The 17,846-nt window shown below is 68.2% G+C and carries 18 protein-coding genes and 1 riboswitch; of the genes, 10 read left to right on the plus strand and 8 right to left on the minus strand.

Going from position 1 to position 17,846, the window contains the following annotated elements:
- The first annotated feature begins 243 nt into the window (after positions 1–243).
- The 5 genes from groES to BLW27_RS07660 all read left to right on the plus strand — a co-directional run bounded on the left by groES (position 244) and on the right by BLW27_RS07660 (position 5,331).
- Entirely contained in the window at positions 244–555 is a 312-nt protein-coding gene (gene groES, locus BLW27_RS07640) for a co-chaperone GroES (protein ID WP_089881798.1), read from the plus strand.
- Between the two features lie 110 nt (positions 556–665).
- Complete coding sequence (gene groL, locus BLW27_RS07645; RefSeq protein ID WP_089881801.1) at positions 666–2,309, plus strand: chaperonin GroEL; 1,644 nt, start codon at positions 666–668, stop codon at positions 2,307–2,309.
- 162 nt (positions 2,310–2,471) lie between these two features.
- Positions 2,472–3,074, plus strand: coding sequence for a ribonuclease HII (locus tag BLW27_RS07650; RefSeq protein ID WP_089881804.1), 603 nt, complete (start codon positions 2,472–2,474; stop codon positions 3,072–3,074).
- A gap of 91 nt (positions 3,075–3,165) precedes the next feature.
- On the plus strand, positions 3,166–4,281 hold the full coding sequence (locus tag BLW27_RS07655; RefSeq protein WP_089881807.1) for a site-specific DNA-methyltransferase: 1,116 nt from the start codon (positions 3,166–3,168) through the stop codon (positions 4,279–4,281).
- Between the two features lie 162 nt (positions 4,282–4,443).
- The gene (locus tag BLW27_RS07660) at positions 4,444–5,331 is read left to right on the plus strand and encodes a DMT family transporter (RefSeq protein WP_089881809.1); all 888 of its coding nucleotides are present in this window, start codon (positions 4,444–4,446) and stop codon (positions 5,329–5,331) included.
- 37 nt (positions 5,332–5,368) lie between these two features.
- Here BLW27_RS07660 and aroC read toward each other — a convergent pair whose 3' ends face one another.
- On the minus strand, positions 5,369–6,469 hold the full coding sequence (gene aroC, locus BLW27_RS07665) for a chorismate synthase (RefSeq protein ID WP_089881812.1): 1,101 nt from the start codon (positions 6,467–6,469) through the stop codon (positions 5,369–5,371).
- A gap of 99 nt (positions 6,470–6,568) precedes the next feature.
- A riboswitch (TPP riboswitch) is annotated at positions 6,569–6,669 on the plus strand.
- A gap of 36 nt (positions 6,670–6,705) precedes the next feature.
- Between aroC and BLW27_RS07670 the strand changes: the two genes are divergently transcribed.
- From BLW27_RS07670 to BLW27_RS07680, 3 genes are read left to right on the plus strand one after another with little or no spacing between them, the layout of a single operon-like run.
- Positions 6,706–7,686 (plus strand): thiamine ABC transporter substrate-binding protein, encoded by a 981-nt coding sequence (locus BLW27_RS07670; protein ID WP_089881814.1) that lies wholly within the window; start codon positions 6,706–6,708, stop codon positions 7,684–7,686.
- Positions 7,662–9,215: an ABC transporter permease family protein gene (locus tag BLW27_RS07675; RefSeq protein ID WP_089881816.1), complete on the plus strand. Its 1,554-nt coding sequence runs from the start codon at positions 7,662–7,664 to the stop codon at positions 9,213–9,215. Before BLW27_RS07670 ends, BLW27_RS07675 begins: the two co-directional genes overlap by 25 nt.
- Positions 9,202–9,897 (plus strand): thiamine ABC transporter ATP-binding protein, encoded by a 696-nt coding sequence (locus BLW27_RS07680; RefSeq protein WP_089881929.1) that lies wholly within the window; start codon positions 9,202–9,204, stop codon positions 9,895–9,897. The genes BLW27_RS07675 and BLW27_RS07680 overlap by 14 nt, the downstream gene beginning before the upstream one ends.
- Positions 9,898–10,029: 132 nt before the next feature.
- Here BLW27_RS07680 and BLW27_RS07685 read toward each other — a convergent pair whose 3' ends face one another.
- The 3 genes from BLW27_RS07685 to petA are packed head-to-tail and all read right to left on the minus strand — an operon-like array spanning position 10,030 to position 12,772.
- Positions 10,030–10,812, minus strand: coding sequence for a cytochrome c1 (locus BLW27_RS07685; protein ID WP_089881818.1), 783 nt, complete (start codon positions 10,810–10,812; stop codon positions 10,030–10,032).
- 19 nt (positions 10,813–10,831) lie between these two features.
- Positions 10,832–12,181, minus strand: a complete 1,350-nt coding sequence (gene petB, locus BLW27_RS07690; protein ID WP_089881820.1) for a cytochrome b — start codon at positions 12,179–12,181, stop codon at positions 10,832–10,834.
- Between the two features lie 12 nt (positions 12,182–12,193).
- Positions 12,194–12,772 carry a ubiquinol-cytochrome c reductase iron-sulfur subunit gene (gene petA, locus BLW27_RS07695; protein ID WP_089881824.1) on the minus strand — a complete coding sequence of 193 codons (579 nt, stop codon included), beginning with the start codon at positions 12,770–12,772 and terminating at the stop codon, positions 12,194–12,196.
- Positions 12,773–12,981: 209 nt separating this feature from the next.
- Here petA and BLW27_RS07700 point away from each other — a divergent pair, with 209 nt between their 5' ends.
- Positions 12,982–13,635: an outer membrane protein gene (locus BLW27_RS07700; protein WP_089881826.1), complete on the plus strand. Its 654-nt coding sequence runs from the start codon at positions 12,982–12,984 to the stop codon at positions 13,633–13,635.
- A 73-nt stretch (positions 13,636–13,708) separates the two neighbouring features.
- Here the strand turns inward: BLW27_RS07700 and BLW27_RS07705 are convergent, their stop codons facing one another.
- The 4 genes from BLW27_RS07705 to BLW27_RS07720 all read right to left on the minus strand — a co-directional run bounded on the left by BLW27_RS07705 (position 13,709) and on the right by BLW27_RS07720 (position 17,046).
- On the minus strand, positions 13,709–14,314 hold the full coding sequence (locus BLW27_RS07705) for a glutathione S-transferase (RefSeq protein WP_089881828.1): 606 nt from the start codon (positions 14,312–14,314) through the stop codon (positions 13,709–13,711).
- Positions 14,315–14,560: 246 nt separating this feature from the next.
- A complete protein-coding gene (locus tag BLW27_RS07710; RefSeq protein WP_089881830.1) occupies positions 14,561–15,487 on the minus strand; it encodes a tyrosine recombinase XerC in 927 nt (308 codons plus the stop codon).
- A gap of 10 nt (positions 15,488–15,497) precedes the next feature.
- Complete coding sequence (locus BLW27_RS07715; RefSeq protein ID WP_089881832.1) at positions 15,498–16,205, minus strand: DUF484 family protein; 708 nt, start codon at positions 16,203–16,205, stop codon at positions 15,498–15,500.
- Between the two features lie 151 nt (positions 16,206–16,356).
- Positions 16,357–17,046: a winged helix-turn-helix transcriptional regulator gene (locus BLW27_RS07720; RefSeq protein WP_177177848.1), complete on the minus strand. Its 690-nt coding sequence runs from the start codon at positions 17,044–17,046 to the stop codon at positions 16,357–16,359.
- A gap of 241 nt (positions 17,047–17,287) precedes the next feature.
- Here BLW27_RS07720 and BLW27_RS07725 point away from each other — a divergent pair, with 241 nt between their 5' ends.
- Positions 17,288–17,833 (plus strand): hemerythrin domain-containing protein, encoded by a 546-nt coding sequence (locus BLW27_RS07725; RefSeq protein ID WP_089881836.1) that lies wholly within the window; start codon positions 17,288–17,290, stop codon positions 17,831–17,833.
- Positions 17,834–17,846 lie beyond the last annotated feature (13 nt).

The following is a 17,846-nucleotide window of genomic DNA, read 5'->3' on the forward strand; positions in this document are numbered from 1 at the left end:
GCTCGCGGCCCCTTAGGGCCGCATTGCCCCGCCCGCCGTCCCGCAACCGTCGCCGCCGACGACGGTACGGCTGAGCGTGCGGCCGGCGGTGCGGCAGGCCGATGGAAATTCGCTCATCGCGTTGTTGACAGGCGCGCCCGCGATCCCTACTTCAGCATCGTTAGCACTCGGCCAAAGCGAGTGCTAACGGTTCGGCGGGTCGCGCCGGACCAGAGGGAAAACTTTGAGCTAGGAGACTCGAAGATGGCATTCAAACCGCTTCATGACCGCGTGCTGGTTCGCCGCGTCGAAGGCGAGGAAAAGACCAAGGGTGGTCTGATCATCCCCGACAACGCCAAGGAAAAGCCCGCAGAGGGCGTCGTGGTCGCGTGCGGCGAAGGTTCGCGCAAGGATAACGGCGAACTGATCGCGATGGCGGTCAAGCAGGGCGACCACATCCTGTTCGGCAAGTGGTCCGGCACCGAAGTCACGATCGACGGCGAAGAGCTGCTGATCATGAAGGAATCGGACATCCTCGGCATCATCGAGGGCAAGCTGGAAGCGAAAGCCGCCTGACAGCGACCTGCGGTCCCCGCGACCGCACCGGAATAACGATCGGCTTCCGGGGCGACGCCCAACCGCGACCCCGGCTGCCGTAACCCAGCCTCATTCAGGAGAACGCACAGATGTCTGCCAAGGACGTGAAGTTCAATACGGACGCCCGCAACCGCATGCTGAAGGGCGTCAACACGCTCGCCGATGCCGTCAAGGTCACGCTGGGCCCCAAGGGCCGCAACGTGGTGCTGGACAAGTCGTTCGGCTCGCCGCGCATCACCAAGGACGGTGTCTCGGTCGCCAAGGAAATCGAACTGGAAGACAAGTTCGAGAACATGGGCGCGCAGATGGTGAAGGAGGTCGCTTCCCGCACCAACGACGAAGCCGGTGACGGCACCACCACCGCGACCGTTCTGGCCCAGGCCATCGTCCGCGAGGGCATGAAGGCCGTCGCTGCCGGCATGAACCCGATGGACCTCAAGCGCGGCATCGACCTCGCGACCTCGAAGGTCGTGCAGCACATCCGCGACGCGGCCCGCAAGGTCGAGAACTCCGACGAAGTCGCTCAGGTCGGCACCGTGTCCGCCAACGGCGAATCGGAAATCGGCCGCATGATCGCCGACGCGATGCAGAAGGTCGGCAACGAGGGCGTCATCACCGTCGAGGAGAACAAGGGCCTCGAGACCGAGACCGACGTCGTCGAGGGCATGCAGTTCGACCGCGGCTACCTGTCGCCCTACTTCGTGACCAACTCCGAGAAGATGGTCGCCGAGCTGGAAGACTGCTTCGTGCTGCTGCACGAGAAGAAGCTGTCCAGCCTCCAGCCGATGGTTCCGCTGCTCGAGCAGGTGATCCAGTCGCAGAAGCCGCTGCTGATCATCGCCGAGGACGTGGAAGGCGAAGCGCTGGCCACCCTGGTGGTCAACAAGCTGCGCGGCGGCCTGAAGATCGCGGCCGTCAAGGCACCCGGCTTCGGCGATCGCCGCAAGGCCATGCTGCAGGACATCGCGATCCTGACCGGCGGCCAGGTCATCAGCGAAGACCTGGGCATGAAGCTCGAGAACGTCACCATGGACATGCTCGGCACCGCCAAGAAGATCACGATCTCGAAGGACGAGACCACCGTCGTCGACGGCGCCGGTGAGAAGTCCGAGATCGAGGCACGGGTCACCCAGATCCGAAACCAGATCGAAGAGACCACCAGCGACTACGACAAGGAAAAGCTGCAGGAGCGTGTTGCGAAACTCGCAGGCGGCGTTGCCGTCATCCGCGTCGGCGGCATGACCGAAACCGAGGTGAAGGAGCGCAAGGACCGCGTCGATGACGCGCTGAACGCCACCCGCGCCGCGGTTCAGGAAGGCATCGTGGTCGGCGGCGGCGTCGCCCTGGTGCAGGGCGCCAAGTCGCTCGCAGGTCTCGAAGGCGCGAACAGCGACCAGAACGCCGGCATCACCATCGTGCGCCGCGCACTGGAAGCACCGCTGCGCCAGATCGCCGAGAACGCAGGCGTCGACGGTTCGGTCGTCGCGGGCAAGATCCGCGAATCCAGCGACCTCAAGTTCGGCTACAACGCGCAGACCGACGAATATGGCGACATGTTCAAGTTCGGCGTGATCGACCCGGCCAAGGTTGTCCGCACCGCGCTCGAGGACGCATCCTCGATCGCCGGCCTGCTGATCACCACCGAGGCCATGGTCGCCGAAAAGCCGCAGAAAGAAGGCGCCGGCGCCGGCGGCGGCATGCCCGACATGGGCGGCATGGGCGGCATGATGTAATCACGCCGATCCTTGTCAGGATCTTGGGGGCGTCCTTCGGGGCGCCCCTTTTTCGTGCGCGGGTTTTTCCGCGAAGGACCCGGTGCCCCGCCGTGCCGCTTGCGCGGCGCGCGCGGATGCGGTTTGTGTGGCCCCGTGGAGCCGTTGTTGCCGACATACGAGATGCCGCACTGGGCGGCCGGGCGCGTGGTCGCCGGCATAGACGAGGTCGGCCGCGGGCCGCTCGCCGGCCCCGTCGTGGCTGCCGCCGTGATCCTGCCCGTGGACGCCGTTCCCGACGGTCTTGCGGATTCCAAGGTCCTCACCGCCGCCCGGCGTACGGCACTCGACCAGGTGATCCGCGCCTGCGGTCACATCGGCCTGGGCATGGCCAGCGTGGACGAGATCGACGCCATCAACATCCTGCAGGCGACCTACCTCGCGATGCGCCGCGCCGTCGCCGCACTGCCCCTGTCGCCCGCGCACCTGCTGATCGACGGCAACCGCCTGCCGCCGGACCTGCCCTGCGAGGCCACGACGATCGTGCAGGGCGACGGATGCTGTCCGTCCATCGCCGCGGCCTCGATCGTGGCGAAATGCTGGCGCGACGCGCATATGTGCGACCTCGCGCAACACTTTCCCGGTTATGGCTGGGAGACCAACGCCGGGTATGGATCGAAAAGCCACAGGGAGGCGCTCCGAAATCTCGGAGTGACCCCACACCATAGACGTTCTTTCCGCCCGGTACACGATATCTTGTATCAAGAAGAAACCGCAACCGGCTGATTCTTTTTACAAATTGACGGCGAATCGGGTTTGAATCATTTTTGTCCTCAACCACAGAGCGCGATCCACGCGCCGGGGCAGAGGCAGAGAAATGAGAACGATGAGCAAACCCAAGGGCGCGGCGGCGCTCCCTCTCAACACGATCCTGAACGGCGATTGCGTCGCCATCATGGACAGCTTGCCCGAGGCATCGGTCGACCTGATCTTCGCCGATCCGCCCTACAACCTGCAATTGCGCGGCGACCTGCACCGCCCGGACAATTCCCGCGTGGACGCGGTCGACGATCACTGGGACCAGTTCGACACCTTCGCCACCTATGACCGCTTCACCACCGACTGGCTGCGCGCCGCGCGCCGGGTGCTGAAGCCCAACGGCGCGATCTGGGTCATCGGGTCGTACCACAACATCTTCCGTGTCGGCGCCAGCCTCCAGAACGAGGGATTCTGGATCCTCAACGACGTGGTCTGGCGCAAGTCCAACCCGATGCCGAATTTCCGCGGCAAGCGGCTGACCAACGCGCACGAGACGATGATCTGGGCCAGCAAGAGCGAGGGCGCGAAGTACACCTTCAACTACGAGGCGCTGAAGGCCCTGAACGAGGGTATCCAGATGCGCAGCGACTGGGTCCTGCCGATCTGCAACGGCGGCGAGCGGCTGAAGGACGCCAACGGCGACAAGGCCCACCCCACCCAGAAGCCCGAGGCGCTGCTCCACCGCGTGCTGATCGGTGCGACCAATCCCGGCGACGTGGTGCTCGACCCGTTCTTCGGCACCGGCACCACCGGCGCGGTGGCCAAGATGCTGGGCCGCGACTTCATCGGGATCGAGCGCGAGCATGCCTATATCGAGGTCGCCGAAAAGCGCATCGCGAACGTCCGGCGGCTGGACAAGACAGCGCTCGAAGTCAGCCGTTCGAAGCGCGCCGAGCCGCGCGTGCCCTTCGGCCAGCTGGTCGAGCGCGGCATGCTCCGCCCCGGCGAAACCCTGGTCAGCATGAACGGCAAGGCCGCCAAGGTCCGCGCCGACGGCACGCTGGCCGTGGACGGGCTCAACGGCTCGATCCACCAGGTCGGCGCCGCGCTGGAGAACGCGCCCAGCTGCAACGGCTGGACCTACTGGTGCTTCAAGCGCGACGGCAAGACCGTCCCGATCGACGTGCTGCGCCAGCAGATCCGGTCCGAAATGGACGACGCGCGCCCCGTCTGATCACTGCACAATTCAGCAATGCCTGCGCTCCGGCCCGTCGCCGGGGTGCGCCTTGCCTCGCCTGCTTGCAGGCGGGGCCTTTTCGCTTGCGCATACCCGCATTGCGGGCGCGCCAGCCTTTTGGACATTGGCATCGCTGCCTCGGCGGTCTAGCAATCGCGGATGGATGTGCGCGCGCTGTTTCTGGGTCTGGCCTTCGCGGTCATGTGGTCGTCGGCCTTCACCTCGGCGCGGATCATCGTCGCCGCAGCACCCCCCGTGGGCGCGCTGGCGCTGCGCTTCCTGATTTCGGGCCTGCTGGCGGTCGTGCTGGCGCGGATGCTGGGGCAAAGCTGGCACCTGACTCGGGCGCAATGGAGGGCGACCATCGTCTTCGGCCTGTGCCAGAACGCGCTGTACCTGGGCCTGAACTTCGTCGCCATGCAGACGGTCGAGGCCTCGCTGGCCGCCATCATTGCGTCCACCATGCCTCTGCTGGTCGCCTTGGCGGGCTGGCTGATCTTCCGCGAAAAGGTGAAGCCGCTGGCGGTGGCGGGCCTTCTGGGCGGCGTGCTGGGCGTGGCGGTGATCATGGGCTCGCGGCTGGAAGCGGGGGGCGACCCCTACGGCATCGCGCTGTGCGTGCTGGGGGTGATCGCGCTGACTGTGGCCACGCTGGCGGTGCGCGGCGCCACCTCGGGCGGCAATTTCCTGATGGTCGTGGGCCTTCAGATGCTGGTGGGCAGCGCGGCGCTGTGGCCCGTCGCGCTGACGTTCGAAAGCCTCGACATCGACTGGTCGACCACGCTGGTCGTGGCCTTCGTCTACACGACGCTGGTGCCGGGGCTCGCGGCGACGCTCGTGTGGTTCTACCTCGTGGACCGGATCGGCGCGGTGCGCGCGTCGACCTTCCACTTCCTCAACCCGTTCCTGGGCGTCCTGATCGCCGCCGCCTTCCTGGGCGAGGCGCTTGGCGTGTTCGACCTGCTGGGCGTGGCAATCATCTCCGCCGGCATCCTCGCCGTTCAGATGTCCAAGATCAGGCGGGTGGAGAATGCGCCGCAATCCTAGGCGCCGAGAACACGCCGCAACCCTCGGCGGCGGCGCTTCAGCCGATCACCCCACCCTCGTCGCCGACCTGCCCGCGATGCAGCAGCAGGTGGTCCAGCAGCACGCAAGCCATCATCGCCTCGCCCACCGGCACGGCGCGGATGCCGACGCAGGGGTCATGCCGGCCCTTGGTGACGATCTCGGTCTCTTCGCCGTCGACGGTGATCGTGCGCCGCGTCGTCAGGATCGACGAGGTCGGCTTGACCGCGAAGCGCACCACCACGTCCTGCCCGGTCGAGATGCCGCCCAGGATGCCGCCCGCGTGGTTCGAGGCGTAGTGCGGCCCCTCGGGCCCCATGAAGATCTCGTCCGCGTTGGCGCTGCCGGTCAGCGCAGCCGCCGCCATGCCCTCGCCGATCTCGACGCCCTTCACGGCGTTGATCGACATCATCGCCGCCGCGAGGTCCGTGTCGAGCTTGCCGTAGACCGGCGCGCCAAGGCCCACCGGCACGCCGCGCGCCACCACCTCGATCACCGCACCGACGCTTTCGCCGGACTTGCGCAGGTCGTCCAGGTACTCGGCCCAGTGCTCGGCCGCCTGGCTGTCGGGGCACCAGAACGGGTTGGCGTCGATCTGGGCGGGATCGTACCGGTCCGGGTCGATGCCGTGCGGCCCCATCTGCACCATCGCGCCCTGAATGCTCAGCCCCGGCGCCAGCCGCGCCAGCGCCGCCCGCGCAAGGCCCCCTGCGGCGACCCGCGAGGCGGTTTCGCGCGCCGAGGACCGCCCGCCGCCGCGATAATCGCGCCGTCCGTATTTCTGGAAATAGGTGATGTCGGCGTGACCGGGGCGGAATTTCTGCGCGATGTCGCCGTAATCCTTCGACCGCTGGTCGGTGTTCTCGATCATCAGCTGCACCGGCGTGCCGGTCGTCTCGCCCTCGAACACGCCGGACAGGATGCGCACCTCGTCGGCCTCGCGCCGCTGGGTGGTGTACTTGTTCTGCCCGGGCTTTCGCCGGTCCAGCCAGCGCTGGATCGCGGCCTCGTCGATGGGCACGCCCGGCGGCACGCCGTCGACCGTCGCCCCGATCGCGGGCCCGTGGCTTTCGCCCCAGGTGGTGACGCGAAACAGATGTCCGAAGCTGTTGAGGCTCATGGCCGGGTCTCCTGGGTGCCGCCGCGTCGGGGATAGGGCAGGGGGCGCGGCGTCTCAAGGGGATTCCGGTTGAAGCCCGCCCCGAGCGGCCCTAGGGTTCGCCTCACCTCGGGGTGCCCATGCGGGCTGAGATGCACACGCGCGAACCCGTCGAACCTGAACCGGTTAACACCGGCGGAGGGAAGGTTTCGGGCCCGGACCCATCCTTGCCTTGCGCCGCAAACGTGGAGGAAGGCATGAAAGCCCTCACATTTGCAGCGGGATTTCTGACAGCGACGGCCGCCGTCGCCCAGCAGGAGACCCTCACCGTCTACGCGCCCGACTACTTCGTGTCCGAATGGGGCCCCGGCCCCCGGATCGAGGAGCTGTTCGAGGCGCGCTGCGACTGCGACCTGCAGTTCCTGCCCGGCGACGTGCTGCCGCGCATCCTGCTGGAAGGCGACCGGACCGAGGCCGACGTGGTCATCGGCCTCAACACCGACGTGACGCAGCAAGCGCGCGAATCCGGCCTGTTCGCGCCCCACCGCGTGGATCTCGCGCCGCTGACCCTGCCCATCGACTGGACCGACGACGTCTTCCTGCCCTTCAACTACAGCCACACCGCCTTCGTCTACGCTACCACGCGGCTGAACGACGCGCCCGACAGCTTCGACGCCCTTCTGAACGCGCCCGACGACCTGCGCATCGTGATCCAGGACCCGCGCAGTTCGATCTCGGGCCTTGCGATGGCGCTGTGGGTGCACGCGATCTACGGCGACGAGGCGCAGGCCGCATGGGAGCAGCTGGCCCCCAAGATCGTCACCGTCACGCGCGGCTGGTCGGAAAGCTACGGCCTGTTCACCGATGGCGAGGCCGACATGGTGCTATCCTACACGACCTCGCCCGCCTACCACATCATCGCCGAGGACGACACGACCAAGAAGGCCGCCATCTTCCCCGAGGGCCATTACTTCATGGTCGAACTGGCGGCAAAACTGGCCGGCACCGACCAGCCTGAACTGGCACAGGACTTCATGGATTTCATCCTGTCCGAGGATTTCCAGTCCATGATCGCGACTGGCAACTGGTCCTTCCCGGCCGCCCTGCCGCGCGACCAGTGGCCCGAGGGCTTCCAGCAGCTCGACATGCCCGAGACCGTGCTGTTCTACTCCGAGGAAGAGGCGGCCGCCCTGCGTGACGAGGCGATCGAGGCATGGCGGCAAGGCCTGTCGCGCTGACCGCCGCCCCGACCACTGCCCGCATCGCCACCCTGAGCGCCGCCGGGATCCTGGCGGCGCTGACGCTGGGGCCGATCGCCGCCGTGCTGTGGCGCGCGGGCGGCCTCGGCGCCGTCACCCCTGCCGACCTAGACGCCCTGCGCTTCACGCTGGTGCAGGCGGCGCTGTCGGCAGGGTTTTCCTGCGCGCTGGCCGTGCCGGTCGCGCGCGCGCTGGCGCGGCGGCGCTTCGTCGGGCGGGGCGCGCTGGTGGCGCTGATGGGCGCGCCGTTCATCCTGCCGGTGATCGTCGCCGTCATGGGCCTGATCGCGCTCTTCGGCCAAGCGGGGCTGGTCAACGGCGCGCTGTCGGCGCTGGGCCTGCCGAAGATCGACATCTACGGGCTGCACGGCGTGGTCGTCGCGCATGTCTTCTTCAATCTGCCGCTGGCGGTGCGTATCCTGCTGCAGGGCTGGCTGGACCTGCCGGCCGAGCGCTTCCGCCTCGCCGCCAGCCTCCGCCTGACCCCGTGGGCGATCTTTTCGCAACTGGAATGGCCGCTGCTGCGCCGCCTGATGCCGGGCGCCTTCGCGGTGTTCTTCGTGATCTGCCTGACCAGCTTCGCGGTCGCGCTGACGCTGGGCGGCGGGCCGCGCGCGACCACGGTCGAGCTGGCGATCTACCAGGCCATGCGGTTCGAATTCGACCTGTCGCATGCCGCGACGCTGGCGCTGATCCAGTTGGCGCTGGCGCTGGTGGCGGGATGGGTCGCGCTGCGCCTTTCGCGCGGTGCGGGACTTGGCACCGGCCTCGACCGCCTGCCGCTGCGCTGGGACGGGCAGGGGCCTGCCGCCCGTCTGACCGATTCCGCGTGGATCGCCGTCGCGGGCGCCTTCCTGCTGGTGCCGCTGGCGCTGGTCGTGGCGCGCGGCGTGCCGGGGCTGGTTCTGCTGGGTGCCGACACGTGGCGCGCGGCGGGCCATTCGCTGGGCGTCGCGCTGGCCTCGACCGTCCTGTGCCTGGCCTGGGCGCTGCCGCTGGCGCGCCCGCGCGGCGCGCTGCTGTCGCTGGCGGCGATCGCGATCTCGCCGCTGGTGCTGGGCACGGGGCTGTTCGTGATCCTGCGGCCCTTCGTCAACCCGTTCACCCTGGCGCTGCCGGTCACCGCGCTGGTCAATGCGCTGATGGCGCTGCCCTTCGCGCTGCGCATCATCACGCCGGCGGCCGAATCCACCCGTGCCGACTACGCGCGCCTCGCCGCGACGCTGCGGCTGACGCGCGGTGCGTGGCTGCGCCTTGTCCTGCTGCCGCGCCTGCGGCGGCCGCTGGGCTTCGCTGCCGGCCTCACCGCCGCGCTGGCGATGGGCGACCTGGGCGTCATCGCGCTGTTTGCCGACCCGCAGCGCGCGACCCTGCCGCTGCAGGTCTACCGGCTGATGGGCTCCTACCAGATGGAGGCCGCGGCCGGTGCCTCGCTGCTGCTGCTGATCCTCAGCTTCGGCCTGTTCGTGCTGTTCGACCGCGGGGGGCGTGTCCGTGCTTCAGCTTGACGGCGTCGAGATCGGCATGGGGACCGAGCAGCTGCGCGCGGACCTGTCGCTTCACCCCGGCGCGCGCGTCGCGGTGCTCGGGCCGTCTGGCGCGGGCAAGTCGACCCTGCTCGACATCATCGCCGGGTTCCGCGTGCCCGATCGCGGCCACGTGTCCTGGGACGGCATCGACCTGACCGATGCGCTGCCGCAGGGGCGCCCGGTCTCGATCCTGTTCCAGGACGGCAACCTGTTTCCGCACCTGACGCTGGCGCGCAACCTCGGCCTCGCCCTGCGCCCGGACGGGCGGCGCCCCGATGCCGCGTCCCGCGCCCGGATCGAGGCCGCGCTGGATCGCGTCGGACTGCATGGTCTCGGCGACCGCCGCCCCGGCACGCTGTCGGGCGGACAGATGGGCCGCACGGCGCTTGCGCGCGTGCTGTTGCAGGACCGGCCCGTGCTGCTGCTGGACGAGCCGTTCGCCGCGCTGGGACCCGCGCTCAAGACCGAGATGCTGGCGCTGGTGGGCGACGTGGCGGCCGAACTGGGCGCGCTGACCCTGCTGGTGACGCACGACCCCGCCGATGCCCGCCGTTTTGCCGAGAGCGTGGTTCTGGTGGCCGAAGGCGTGGCCCATCCGCCCGCCGAGACCGACCGGCTGCTGGACGACCCGCCGCCCGCGTTGCGCGCCTATCTTGGCTGAGGACGACGGGTACGCTCGTGACCCTGCGGGTCACATCGCCCCACCCGCCGTCCCTTGGCCGTTGCGCCGGGTTGCCGAACGAAAAAGGCCCCGCCTGTCCGGGCGGGGCCTGATGCGAGGGGGCAGGGCCGGTCAGTCCTTGCGCTTGATCGGCGCCCAGATCTTCTTGTTCGTGAGGTACAGCAGCACCGACAGCACCACCAGGAACAGCACACCGACGAAGCCGGCCTCCTTCCGCGCCATCAGCTTGGGCTCGGCGGTCCACATCAGGAAGGCCGCCACGTCCTTGGCCTGCTGCTCGATCGTCGCCTCGGTGCCGTCGGCATAGACCACGTCGTCGCCGTAAAGCGGGGGGCCCATCGACAGGTAGCCGCCATAGGCCACGTTCTCGTAGAGAATGGCGCCGGCTTCTTCCCGGGTCTCGCCGGTATAGCCGCTCAGCAGCGACGCGATGTATTCCGCACCGCCCATGCCCTTGAACAGCTGGTTGAGGCCCAGGCCGTAGGGGCCGTGGAAGCCGGCGCGGGCCTTCGCCATCAGCGAAAGATCCGGCGCACCCAGCGCGACGTTCGCCGGGAAGTTGTCGGTCGGGGTCGCGGGGCGTTCCTCGCCGGTTTCCTGGTCGATCACGAAGAAGTTCTGCGCCGCATAGGCACGCACCTGGTCCGCGGGCAGGCCGGGGCCGCTTTCGTCGGACAGGGTACGGATCGGCACGTATTGCAGGCCGTGACAGGCCGAGCAGACCTCGGTGTAGACCTGCAGGCCACGCTGCAGCTGCGCCTGGTCGAACGACCCGAACGGCCCCTCGAACGAGAAGTCGTAGTCGGTGACGTACGCCTCGCCACCGGCGGCGATGGCGCCGCCGGTGGAAAGGGCCAGGGCCGTCAGGGCCGAGAGCGCGAGTTTCTTGATCATACTGTTCGGTCCTTGTGTCTTACTCGGCCGGGGTGGGATCGACGAACTGCTTGGTCCCGCCGGTCCTGCCGGACTTGTGCGCGGCGAAGTCGTCCTCGATCGTCGCCGGCTGCGGCAGCGGCTTCTCGAACACGCCGAGCAGCGGCAGGATGATGAGGAAGTAGGCGAACCAGTAGGCCGAGGCGATCAGCGAAAAGGTCGCGTAGGGCTCCTCGGCGGGCATGGCGCCAAGCCACATCAGCGCGACGAAGTCGATGACCAGCAGCGCGAACCACCACTTGAACATCGGCCGGTAGCGGCCCGAACGGACGGCCGAGGTGTCCAGCCAGGGCGCCAGCGCCATGACCGCGATGGCACCGAACATCGCCAGCACGCCGAAGAACTTGGCGTCGACGATGCCCGCGGTGATGAACGACGCGCCCTGCACCACCCAGACGTCCGAGGTGAAGGCGCGCAGGATCGCGTAGAACGGCAGGAAGTACCATTCCGGCACGATGTGCGCGGGCGTCGCCAGCGCGTTCGCCTCGATGTAGTTGTCGGGGTGGCCCAGGTAGTTTGGCATAAAGCCGACGATGGCGAAGAAGACGGCCAGGATCAGGGCCAGCGCGAACAGGTCCTTCATCACGTAGTACGGCCAGAATGGCACGGTGTCCTTTTCGGCCTCGGCCTTGGACGTGCGGCGAACCTCGACCCCGGTGGGGTTGTTGTTGCCGGTGGTGTGGAAGGCCCAGATGTGCACGACCACCAGGCCCGCGATCACGAAGGGCAGCAGGTAGTGCAGCGAGAAGAAGCGGTTCAGCGTGGCGTTGCCCACCGCCGGGCCGCCCAGCAGCCAGGTCTGGATCGGCTCGCCGATCAGGGGAATCGCGCCGAACAGGCCGGTGATCACCGTCGCGCCCCAGAACGACATCTGCCCCCAGGGCAGCACGTAGCCCATGAACGCGGTGCCCATCATCAGCAGGTAGATAAGCATGCCGATGATCCACGTGATCTCGCGCGGGGCCTTGTAGGACCCGTAGTAGAGACCGCGGAAGATGTGCGCGTAGACCGCGATGAAGAACAGCGAGGCGCCGTTCATGTGCAGGTAGCGCAGCATCGCGCCGCCGTTCACGTTGCGCATGATGTGCTCGATGCTGGCGAAGGCCAGGTCGACATGCGGCGTATAGTGCATGACCAGCACGATGCCGGTGATGATCTGCAGCGCCAGGCAGAAAGTCAGGACGATCCCCCAGATCCACATCCAGTTGAGGTTCTTGGGCGTGGGAAGCATCAGGGTGTCGTAGAGCAGGCCGACGATGGGAAGCCGCTTGTGCAGCCATTTCTCGCCACCGGTCGACGGTTGGTAATGGTCGTGCGGAATACCGGACATATCCCTGTCTCCTTATCCCAGCAGGATGGTGGTTTCGTCGACGAACTCTGCCGGCGGAATGTGCATGTTCTCGGGCGCGGGGCCGCGGCGGATTCGGCCGGCCAGATCGTAATGCGACCCGTGGCAGGGGCAGAACCAGCCGCCCACGCCGCCGTCCAGCGAATAGTCGCCCGCGTTGCCCAGCGGCACGCAGCCCAGGTGCGTGCACACGCCGATCTGCACCAGCCACTGGCCGGTCTCGTCCAGCGCGCGGTTCTCGTCGGTCGCGAGCGCGTCACCCGGAATGTTGGGGTTGCGCGCGATCGGGTCGGGCAGGTCGCTCAGGTCGGTCGCCCGCGCCTCCAGGATCTCGGCCTCGGTACGCTTGCGGATGAAGACCGGCTTGCCCAGCCACTTCACGGTGATCTGGCTGCCGTCCTGGACGCCGCTCACGTCGACGCGGATCGTCGACAAGGCCAGCACGTCCGCGGACGGGTTCATCTGGTTGACCAGCGGCCAGACCGCCGCGCCCGTCGCGACGGCCGCCGCGCCCCCGGTCGCGTAGTACAGAAAGTCTCGACGGGTGCCTTCGTGGTCGTCTGCGTGTGACACGAGGTTCGCTCCATTTCTCGGGGCCGAGGTCTATCGACCGGAATATACGGAATCCGCCCCCCTTGGCGGCTATCGGATGGCTATTTAACGGTGTAGTCTTGGGGCGTCCAGCTTGCAAAACTGCAAGATGGCCATAAGTGCTGAAGTGTCGCGGTCCTGCTTTGGATCGCGACGGTGATCGACGTATGACTTGACGGGGTGACCGGGCCATGAAGCTACCTGCCGTTCTGATCGGAGCCGCGCTGTGCGCGGCCAGCCCCGCCGCGGCGGAGTTCGAGCTTTCGGCCTATAGCGGCTGGCAGACCGCGCCCCACAGCCGCATCTCGGGCGACTATCCCGATGCGCTCGGCGGTAGCTACGACGCGCTGATCGGCTGGGACGGCAAGTCCTTCGAGATGCCGCCCTATTACGGCATTCGCGGCACATGGTGGCGGACCGCGACCCTGGGCTTCGGGGCCGAGTTCACCCACACCAAGGTCTACGCCCCCGAGGACGAGCTGCCCGCCGGATTCGACGGGATGGAGCTGACCGACGGGCACAACATCCTGACCGCCAACGTGATGCGCCGCTGGCCCGACCAGTGGGGCGCGGCGACGCCCTACCTGGGGGCGGGCCTCGGCCTTGCGATCCCGCACGTGGATGTCGAGGTGAATGGCGGGCCGGACACCTTCGGCTACCAGGTCACCGGCCCGGCCGGGCGGCTCATGGCCGGCGTCAGCTATCCCGTGTCCAAGCGCGTGTCGGTCTTCGGCGAATACCAGTTCACCTATTCCAGCAACGACGCCGATCTCGACGGCGGTGGCAGCCTCGAGACCGACATCAAGACCAACGCGCTCAACGTCGGGCTTTCGCTGAACTTCTGACAGTCCGCAGCGCGCGCTTGCGTTGCATGATCCGATCGCGCCGCCCGTCCTGGACGGGCGGTTTTCCTTTGCCTCACGCCTCGGGCCGCGTCGCCAGCATCGACGGGCGCTCGCAGAACGTGCCGTGCCACGCCGCCAGCTCGTCGCGGCTGCTGCGCCAGCCGCGCGCGTCGTGGCGGAAATCCAGGTAGGACAGCGCGACGCCGACGGCGATCTGGCCCATGTCCAGCCGGCCGTTCAGGTGGCTCATCCAGCGGGTCTGCAACGCATCCAGCGCGCGCGACACCTTGGCCCACTGGGCGTCCATCCACTCCGCCGACACCTTCTCGGCCGGGCGGAACCGTTCCTCGTAGATGATCAGCACGGCGGCATCCATGATCCCGTGCGCCGTCGCTTCCAGAGTCAGCGTGTCCCAGAGGCGCGCCTCGGGGTACAGCCGGCCGCCCGCGCGGTGATCGAGGTAGCGGCAGATCACCCGGCTGTCGTAGAGCGTCGGGCCGTCGTCGCGGATCAGCGCGGGGATCTTGCCCACCGGGTTCGCCGCCACCAGCGTCGGGTCGGGCTGCAACGGCGAGGCGGTGACGTTCACCATCTCGACCTCGTCGAACTGCCCGGTCTCGTGCAGCGTCACCAGCACGGTGCGCACGAAGGGCGAGGGCCCCGCCTTGAGTAGCTTCATCCTGTCCTCCAAGCGGGTCCATTTCCTGCGCCCGCGCGCCGCAATTGGTGCCAGAGCGGTGCGATCGCCTCAAGCCAAACCGCACCCCGCGCCGGGGGAGGGCGCACACGGGCAGGGCCGACGCGCCCCGCGCGCCGAGGGTGCGGACCTCTCCCCGGATCGGGACGGGTGTTAAGACTTCGTGAATCCGTGCCTGTAACCCATTGATATCCCGTGCGCGGAATCATGTCCCACCGTGGGACACCCTTATCGCGCCTTCGGATGGGCCGCCGCGTAGACCTCCATCAGCCGCGCCTCGTCGACCGAGGTATAGACCTGCGTGGTCGACAGCGAGGCATGGCCCAGCAGTTCCTGGATCGACCGCAGGTCGCCACCGGCGCTCAGCAGGTGGGTGGCGAAACTGTGCCGCATCGCGTGGGGTGTCGCCGTGGCCGGCAAGCCCAGCTGCAGCCGCGCGACCTCGACCGCGCGGCGCACCAGCCGCCCGTCCAGCCGCCCGCCCCGCGCGCCCAGGAACAGCGGCCCGTCCCGGTCGGGCGGGTAGGGGCACAGGCGCAGGTAGGTCTCGACCGCGCGACGGGCGATCGGCAGGACCGGCACGACCCGCTCCTTCCCGCCCTTGCCGGTGATCCGCAGGCTGTCGCCCAGCGGCACGTCCGCGCCGGTGAGTCCCAGCGCCTCGGACATCCGCAGCCCGCAGCCATACAGCAGCGTGACCACCGCCGCGTCCCGCGCCCCGATCCAGCCGTCGCGCGCCTGGTGCTCGACCCCGTCGATCATCGCGCGGGCCGCGTCCTCGGCCAGCGGTCGTGGCAGCTTGCCCTGAAAGCGCGGCCCCCGGGTCTGCAGCACGGCCGTCGGCTCGAACCCCTCCCGCGCGGCCAGCCAGCGGTAGAACGCCTTGACCGCCGACAGCTTGCGCGCCACCGACCGCGCCGCCACCTCGCGCGCCCGCAGATGCGCCATCCAGGCGCGCATGTCCGCCACCCCGATCCGCGCCAGCGGCGCCAGCCCCTGCGGTTCCGCGTGATGCCCGGTCAGGAAGGCGATGAACTCGGTCACGTCGGCGCGATAGGCCGACACAGTGGCGTCGGCCAGCCCGTCCAGCGAAGACGCCCGCTCCAGCCACGCCTGCAGCGCGTCGCGCCCCGCCGGCGAGATCTCGAGCGTCATCGCGCCGCCGTCACGACAGCCAGCGCCGCATCGAGCGTTCGAACACGCCGCCGAAGAAGGCCAGCAGGTCGGTGCCCTGCTGCGGCGTGAACTGGTGCGCGTCCTCGGCGCCCATCAGCAGCATGCCCGGCAGACGCCCGGCCCCGAAGTCGAGCCGCAGGCAGGCCTCGGAGCGGATGCGATCGGCCTTGTCGCCGTAGATGAAGGTCGCACCGTGATCGACCTGCCGCAGGGTGACCGCGCGCTGCGGCGCGTCGGACCCGGGCGCGATGTACCGGTCGATGAAACCCGGCTCGGCCGTGGAAAGGATGTGTGCCAGCCGCTCGACCGTCTCGTCCGCCTCGGGTTGCGCGGTTTCCAGCACCAGCCGGATCGCGCCGACGTTGAGGATTTCGGCCACCGCCCCGTCGAGATCGCGCAGGAACGGCTCGAACGAGACGGGGTCGAGCATGCGCAGGATGGCGCGATGCACCTGATTGGTGCCGGCGAGGTTCTCGTACGCTGCCGCGATGACCGATCGGTGCGTATCCTCGAGCCGGTCCAGCCGCGCCTCGAGCCGCTCCATCGCGATGCCGCGCAGATCGACGATGTTGCCGCCCACGCTGCGCTCGTTCGCGGCGATCAGCGCGTTCATCAGGTCCTTGTCGTCCAGGATCATGTCCGGGCGGGAAATGATTGTCTCGCGCAGCGACTCCTCGATGCGTCTGCTGTTGTTCATCGTCTGCCTGCTCTCGTTACGAAGGGTCCCGACACCGGGGCGCGGCACAATCTATGCGAGAGTTTGGGCGCCCCGCGCCGTAGGTGTCAAGCTGTTCGCCCCGGCGCAAGCCGTATCGGCGCCGAGGCGCGCAAATACGCTTCCGGAAGGCTCAGGCGGCGCTGCGTCCGGGCGCCGCCGGGCCAATAAACCGAAAGCCCTCGCCGCGCGCGGTGTGGATCGAGATCTCGTCCGAGACGTCGCGCAGGTGGTTGCGCAGCGTGCAGAGGTAGACGTCGAAGACGCGGCTGTCCGGTTCGCTCTCCAGCCCGTAGATATGGGTCAGAAGGGCGTCGCGGGTGACCAGCGCGCCCGGTCGCAGGGCAAGATATTCCAGCAGTTCGTAGATCTTTGGCGTCAGATGCAGCCAGTCGCCGTTCAGCCGCGCCTGCCGGGCCGCCAGATCGATCACCAGCGGACCGCAATGCAGTTCGGTGGTGGACAGCCCGTGCGCCCGCCGCGCAATGGCCATCAGCCGCGCGGCTATCTCTTCGGGCGGGATCGCCGCGTCGATCACCGTGTCGGCGCCGGCGGCCAGGCAATCCGTGATCTGGCGCTGCTGGGGCGAGCGGGCGATCAGCGCGATCGGCAGGCCCGGGCCGGCCTCGCGCAGCGCCCGCAGGCTGAGCCCGCCTGGGCCGAAGTGGCCGGCTTCGGCGATCAGCAGGTCGGCGGGCACCATCTTGAGGTGATGCACAACGTCGTCGCCCCGTTCGACGCGGCTGATCAGAAGGCCTCTTTCGGCAAGGTCCTGCGCCAGTGTCATCAGTGTCCAGTTCGTTTCGGCGACGAGATAGCGCACGATCCATCCCTCCCTCATTGCGAGGGCCGCTGCGGCGATCCTCGTAGCATCGACCCGCATGCTGCGGGGCCATCCAATGACGGCGAGGCCTTCTGGCGCCGGTAACGACCCTAGGAACACAGCGTGGTCAAATTGTGACGATGCCGGGACCGCAATGCGGTGCGCCGCTACGCATGCCATGGTGCGCAAACGCAGGGCCCGCCCGATTGACTTGGTGGGCCAAGATGTCATTTAGCAAGGCATGACCGAGGAACTCAACAAACGCGACCGCCTGCCCGACGCGCTGCGCGTGCTTCTGCAGGATTACCCGCGCGAGGCGTGGGAGAGCCATCCCGATTTCGGCGGACTCGTGCAGTTCTGGCTGGAACGGCACATAATGTTCCGCAAGCTGACCGAGGTGCTGCGCACGGACGCCGAGGCGGCCATGGACGGCAAGCTGGACCCGCAGCAGCAGAAGGCGCGCGTGTCGCGCTACGGCGGCATGCTGCTGCAAGAGCTGCACGGCCACCACCAGATCGAGGACCACCACTATTTTCCGGTGCTGGCGGAAATGGACAAGCGGCTGGTGCGCGGCTTCGACATCCTGGACAAGGACCACCACGCGATGGACGGGTTGCTGAACAGCTTCGCCGAATCCGCCAACGGCGTGCTGCAGGACCGCACCGAACTGGGAGTCTTCCGCGAGGAGGTGCTGGGCTTCGACGCGCTGCTCAGCCGCCACCTCGAGGACGAGGAAGACCTGATCGTGCCGGTGATCCTCAAGCACGGGACCGGCGGGCTGCACTAGACCCGGTCGGCGC

Origin of the sequence: Citreimonas salinaria (genome assembly GCF_900107235.1) — a bacterium.
GTDB lineage: Bacteria > Pseudomonadota > Alphaproteobacteria > Rhodobacterales > Rhodobacteraceae > Citreimonas > Citreimonas salinaria.